This is a genomic window from Brevibacillus sp. SKDU10 (assembly GCF_001645205.1).
GTDB lineage: Bacteria > Bacillota > Bacilli > Brevibacillales > Brevibacillaceae > Brevibacillus_B > Brevibacillus_B halotolerans.
In genome coordinates this window covers 52,712-59,439 of sequence record NZ_LSSO01000177.1, presented here as the reverse complement: position 1 = coordinate 59,439, position 6,728 = coordinate 52,712, and the positions used below count along the sequence as shown (strand labels likewise).

The window sequence follows — 6,728 nt, the reverse complement described above, 5'->3', positions numbered from 1 at the left end:
ATAAAACTCTTCTCTAGGAACGGGAGGAATAGATCGGGAGCTATCGCTTTGACTGCTTTTGCCCTCCTTTGCTTCCAGATAAGCAGAAAATTCTTCAATCGTCTGGCACTCCAGCACCTTGCCAATCTCGACGGTGATTCCATAATTCATCTGGAATGTATTTACCACTCGCATGGCATGAAGAGAATCTCCGCCAATCTCATAGAATCCTGCCGTAACCTCTATCGCCTCATATCCTAGAACCTCGCCCCATACATTGGCCGTTTTTTGTTCGGCTTGTGAATAAGAGTTGTTGGCACGTCCAGCCAGCTTCACCTGCTTCAGGACAGCTTCGATCGCAACAGCGGCTTCAGCTACTGCGCTGCCTGCAGTTTTTTTACTACCTACTATTTGAAGCTCATCCGCTAAGGCAAAGGGAAGCACTTGTTGCTGTAACAGCACATGATCGAACCGAATGTTCCCAATAAATACACGACTGATCTTTTTGGACATCACCTTCTGAAAGGCATCAACAGCCAATGCAGTTGAAAGAGGTACAAAAATCCCATTCTCATCATTACCAGCCTCAAATGCCATCCCCGTTTCCTTCCAAGCAGTCCAATTAATCGTGGTTACCGGTTTGTTCTGTTTTCTTCGATAATCCGCAAAAGAATCCAAATAGGCATTCGCAGCCGTGTAGTCAGCCTGCCCCGCGGAGCCGAATAAGGAGGTTCCTGAAGAGAAAAGGACAAAAAAGTCTAGCTGCTCCTTCTCTGTCAGCTTGTCTAACAGCCATGTTCCCTGAACCTTCGGGGCCAAGACTGCCGAGAACTCCTCAGGTTCTTTGCGGATGATAAATCCGTCTCCTGGAAGGCCTGCGCTGTGGATGATTCCGTCAATTCGCCCAAAACGTGTCCGCAGGTCTTCCATTACATATTGCAAATCAGCTTCTTTGGATACATCCGCCTGATAATACAAAATCTCGCTACCCATCCGCTCTATTTCCTGAATAGCTGTGAGTTTACGAATTGTTTTTTGACAAACATCATTTCGAGTAAGCATACTGTCCCAGTCATCTTTTTCAGGTAGATAAGAACGACCGAGCAAAGCAAGCTTCACACTTTGCTGTCCAGCCAAATACTTGGCAATCTCAAGCCCTAAGCCGCCGGTACCACCAGTGATCAGATAAACACCGTTTTCACGAGCTGTCACATCACAATCGGCAGAAGCGGAAAGATCCTTTCTGCGAAACTCTTCTACATATCGTTTTCCTCTACGATAGGCGACAACTTTACTCGTCTGCTCTTTCGTCGCTTCAAGAAGAAGCTCTTTTACTCCTACCATCTCGTCAGCATCCACACACGTGCTTACCAACTGAGGATACTCTTGCTGGATTACTTTTGCTAAACCAAAGAGTGTTGCATATTCCGGATTGAGTGTACTTTCCGCTCCTGTCACCTCATGCACATTGTGGGCGACTACTGTAATGCCAAGCTTTCTGGCTACATTAGAATGAGCAACTAATTGTTTTGTTAACGAAAATAAACTATGAACACCACGCATCTGTGCAAGCTCAAGCTCCGACAAAGCTTGTATACTCTTGTGATCCGTTACGCCAAACATATGGAAGACATGGCCGATGTCACGTGAATCAAGCTCCTCTAGCAATCGGCGATAGTCCTCTTCCTTGGCGCTTAAAACAAACTGGTGTTCTGTTCGTTTTTCAAAACATGCTCCAAAGGAAACCTCAATGACATCATTTCCCATTTCCCGAAGCAGTCGTGCCAACTGATCGCCTAATTCCCGTTCGTCCTTTAAGATCAAAACCGCTCCAGCTATGGTCTGTTTACTTGCTTCGTCAACCGTCGCTTCCTTCCAGCCTAATTCATAGAACAAGGAATCCCTTAGTTCCTCAGGTTCATCCTTGACCTCTGGTATCTCAATCCAGCAACGCTTCGGTTCAAATGGATAAACGGGTAGGCGAACCTTCCTATACTTTGCACTAGAATAAAGCATATCCCAGTCTATGGAAGCTCCTTGCATATAAAGGAGGGCTAGCTGTAGATAGATTTCTACCCGTTCGGATTTATCCGATTGCGAAAGCTTTCCGATCAACTCGACTGCTTTTCGCGTTGCCTCTTGACTTTCCTGTTTAGCATAGCCATACCCGGCAGTAGCCATATCTCCCTTTTGGACAGCATCCGCATCCAGTGAAGCAAGGGCCTCCTGAAATTCACCCGGATGGCTTAATACCAGTGCTATCCTGTATTCGTGGTGCCACCTTCCAGTATTGGCAGTAAAGCAGGCATCAGGTATCTCGTTTTCGTTTAACGTACGGCTAAAGCTCTGTTGCCTCCTAATCAGTTCCGCCAAAGCAGCAGTAGATTTAGCAGATAATGTATAGAGCTGAGGCCATTCTATAGCTGTTTCTATGGGTGAAGCAGTTGGGGCTTCCTCCAGCACCATATGACAGTTGGTTCCACTAATCCCAAACGAGCTAACGCCGCACCGTCTCGGCTGCCCATTTGTCTCCCAATCGCTAAGAATATCGTTTACATAAACAGGTGAGTTTTCAAACGGGATGTTTCGATTGGGCGTGGTAAAATGCAAGGATGGCGGTAGCTTTTTGTTATACAATGCCAATACCGCTTTTACAAAACCTGCTATACCCGCAGCATTGTCCAAATGGCCCATGTTTGTCTTCAAGGAACCAATCGCACAGAACTGACTTTTCTTTGTAAACCTGCGAAATGCTCTGGTTATTCCGTCAATTTCGATCGGGTCTCCTAGTTTGGTACCTGTTCCATGCGCTTCAATATATCCAATGCTCTCCGGCTCGATTTTTGCTTGCTTCCAAGCGCGGAGAATCACATCCTCCTGAGCAAGGACATTCGGGGCCGTAATTCCCACAGAGGCACCATCCTGATTGATGGCACTACCTTTAATTACAGCATAAATATGATCGCCGTCACGCAGCGCCATTTTTAACGGCTTCAGCAAAATCGAGACAATCCCCTCGCCCGATCCAGTCCCATCTGAGCTGTCGTCAAAGCTTCGCGCTCGTCTATCTGAAGAGTCGATGTTTAAGTCAACACGAAGTGAGCTAAGCGGCAAAAGATCAATCTTTACGGCTCCAGCCAATGCCATATCGCACTCTTGATTGCGTAGTGCCTGACAAGCCTGATGGACAGCAATCAATGAAGAGGAGCATGCTGTGTCAATCGCCATACTAGGCCCTCTAAAATCTAATAAATACGCAATTCTACTTGCAATCATGGCCGGAATATTTCCGACCATTGCCATCTGTGCCAGTTCAGGATCAATCTCAGTGATCATTTGATAATAATGATTAGCCTGAAAACTATTGATTCCAACAAACACACCCGTACGACTGCCTGTTATCCTACTTCCTCCATAACCAGCGTCCTCAATTGCCTCCCATGCACTTTGCAAGAACAAACGCTGAGAAGGATCGATTGCACTTGCCTCTTTAGGCGAAATACCGAAAAATGAGTAATCTAAGGTGTCCACTCGATCTAAATAAGCTGCCTCCAAATACTCGCCACCCTGCATCCCTGCATGCCGGACAAACGCCTCTGCATCGTTTCTCCTCGATTTGGGGAACGGACCGATACAATCGATTCCGTTTGCAATGGTTTGCCAAAACATATCTTGATTTTCTGCCAGAGGAGCCTTCACGGAAATGCCAATGACAGCAATCTCATCATGAGTGACGTTACTTTCTTCCTGCTTGATACGTTTCAACAGCTCAATAGCCGTCTGTTTTTCAATGCTACCTATCGTTGACTGCTCGATGACATATTTCAAGAGATTATTCATTTTCGTTTAGATCACCTCTTTATTCTCCGCATGCTATGTTTTTTGAAAAAATGATCTTGTTTAAGCCTTTACGTATCGCCAGGTATTCTGAAAAGTAAGCATCATACCTTCTTCTGTTTCCGTAAACTCCATTAATCCAAATTCATCTACATAGAACAGATTATCCTTAAGAGGAACACAAATCGTCTCGGTGTCCTCATCAATTAAAACAGGGCCTCTGTCATCCACTCGGAATGAAAAATTGAGAACGTTGTCCGTGTAATCTCCTTCAAACTTATGCCACAGGGATGAATCAGATTGATACAGACGTTCGGCCGTTCTTTGGCATGGAGAACTGTTGACCATGATGTACGGAGCAGCTTCCCCGTCTTTAGGAATAAAACCGATATGATCGAGCGGTTCCTTTTCGTCATCGTAGGTGATAAAAAAATGCTCTCTGACGTAACATAGTTGTCTTTCTTCGCCATTCAAATTCAAATATAGCTCATTATTAGACATTCTCACCTGAGCCGCGCCCTTGAGAAAACCGATATATGTTCCTTCATAGCTAGACCATTGAGATTTATCCACGGACGGTTCCTGGAAGCTGGCTGCTGCAAAAACTTTCGGCATTTGCTTAGGTAGCTCAAGCATTTGGTCAAGAATCTCATGTGCCTCTGTCCAGCCATAATCCTGCGATGAAAGAGTTATGACACCTACTTTTTGTTCCGGTACAAGAAGAATTGCACTGTTGTATGTGCTGATTGCCCCGGCGTGCCTTATCATCTGAACTCCCTTGTAAGTATCCCTAAAAAACGTAAGTCCGCTTGCCAATCCAGACAGTGTGAAGCGGTCCGCCTGCAGCGAATGCATCTCTTCGATGGAATCTGGCGAAAGAATCTGTGTCTGACCAACACGCCCCCTATTCAGATGCATAAGGGCAAATGTAGCTAAATCATTTACCGTTGACATCGCAAAGTAGGACGGGTAATTCGCTGCGTTTTCTGGAAAGTTATGCTGAACGCGTAAAGAACCATCAGGATGTCGGTCATGGGCAAGCGCCAATGAATAGGTTAAAGCCACCAAAGGATCATACATAGTCCGGCTCATTTGAAGAGGATCAAATAACCATTCTTTCATGAATTCTGGAAAAAACTGCCCCGTCACTCTTTCTGCTACATATCCCGCCAGATTCAAATGGTGATTGCTATAGGAATGCAAAAATCCTGGCGGTGCCATTAGGGTTAATTGAGAGATTTCTTCCCGGACATATTCCCCTAATGCCCCTAAATCACGTTTGCCAACCATATCACCGCCGTCTGGAAATCCTGCCGTATGGTTCAATAGCATACGCAATGTTACTTTCCTAGCGGCCTCTGGATCGCTAAGGCGGAATTCAGGTACGTAATTTATAATCGGTATATCTAGCTCTACCTTCCCCGCTTCTACAAGCCGCATTATGGCACTTCCTGTAAGTGGCTTACCTAAAGAGCCGATGCGGAAAATTGTATCGCAAGTTACAGGGGTCCCCCCTTCTTCCTTATTAATACTGCCAAAACCCTTGGCGTAGACGACTTCCTCACCCTTGAGAACGGCTATTGCAAAACCTGGGATGCGTGTTTCGTCAAACGTTTGCTGAATAATTGCATCAATGCTTTCAATAGATAGCATTCTGACATCAAACCTCCACATGTATAGAATTAACGCATCCTTTTTGTTTGTATCCCGTAATCTGATACAATTGATCCATTCTTCTTTCCTGTTCCTCCAAAGGCGTCTGTTTTGCAGCTAGCATCATCTGCAAGCACTTCATCGCCTCGTCTATTTCCCCAAAATCAGGTCGTCTTCCACTCTTCTTTAATTTATGCTGAATTTCTTGCAATCTATGATACGGCTGCACAAATCCTTTTTGGTATGCTACTTCGTCATTGTTACGATTCTTTGTGCAGATACCAATCCGGATGCACGTCTCCACCACGGTCGGATATTCCTCTCCAAGCTTCTGACGATCTGATGGTTCATCAAAGGAAAAAGCCCTAAGTGTCGGAACGTTTTTCCTTGTCAGATTACGAAGCACCGTTTTTGGCCCGAACTCAATAGCAAGTTCTACTCCTTGGTTATGTGCATCCTGCATAATTTGCGCCCATCTGACTGGCTCAGTCATTTGTCTAGTCAGTAACTCGGCAATGCAAGCTTGATCATCATACGGCTTTCCAGTCACATTGGAATAAACCGGCCATTTCAATGTATCAACATTGACCTTCACAAGCTCAGCATGCAAACGTTCGGCTGCTGACTTCATCAGCATGCAATGAAAGGGAGCACTTACCTGTAATGGGATAAGCTGCGCACCTTGTCGCTTTATCATCTCGCTCACCCTGCTGACTGCCTCCCGATGACCGGCAATCACCACCTCATGCAAAGAATTGTAACAAGCGATCTCCACTGCCTTCTGTCCACCAGATACGCTGTGGCACATGTCAGCTACTAAAGTGGCGGGGATATTACGTACAGCTACCATGCTTCCTTCACCCGGCGGAACCGCTTGCTGCATGAACTGTCCTCTTTTGGAAACAAGGAGAACAGCATCCTGAAACGAAAGTGCTTCTGCGCAAACCAGAGCAGAATATTCACCCAGACTATGACCGGCTAGATAGGATGGCTCGATACCAAACTCTTGCATGAACACCCGAAATGCCGAAACGCTTACGGTCAGAATGGCTGGCTGTGCTATTTCCGTACGTGTTAGTTCTTCCCGGCTGCTTTGCTCACAGCACTTTTTTAGGTCAAATCCCAAGGTATCACTTGCTTCCTCAAACGTCTGCCGAGCAAATTCAAAGTCTGTATACAAATCCAAGCCCATTCCTTCATATTGGGAGCCTTGTCCCGAGAACATCATGGCGAGCTTTTTCACTTCTTCCTCCTCACTC

Annotated in this window: 3 protein-coding genes; all 3 read right to left on the bottom strand. The window is 45.7% G+C overall.

Going from position 1 to position 6,728, the window contains the following annotated elements; all coding sequences use genetic code 11:
* The coding region (locus AYJ08_RS16400; protein ID WP_157452881.1) for an SDR family NAD(P)-dependent oxidoreductase at nt 1–3,819 on the bottom strand (3,819 nt) is incomplete at its 3' end.
* A gap of 60 nt (nt 3,820–3,879) precedes the next feature.
* Nucleotides 3,880–5,469, bottom strand: coding sequence for a serine hydrolase domain-containing protein (locus AYJ08_RS16395; RefSeq protein ID WP_064018623.1), 1,590 nt, complete (start codon nt 5,467–5,469; stop codon nt 3,880–3,882).
* A 7-nt stretch (nt 5,470–5,476) separates the two neighbouring features.
* Nucleotides 5,477–6,712: an ACP S-malonyltransferase gene (gene fabD, locus AYJ08_RS16390; protein WP_064018622.1), complete on the bottom strand. Its 1,236-nt coding sequence runs from the start codon at nt 6,710–6,712 to the stop codon at nt 5,477–5,479.
* Between the last annotated feature and the right edge of the window lie 16 nt (nt 6,713–6,728).

Coding starts and splice junctions, on each gene's coding strand:
- AYJ08_RS16395 (WP_064018623.1), bottom strand. CDS start 5,469: ATGCTATCTATTGAAAGCATTGATGCAATTATTCAGCAAACGTTTGAC.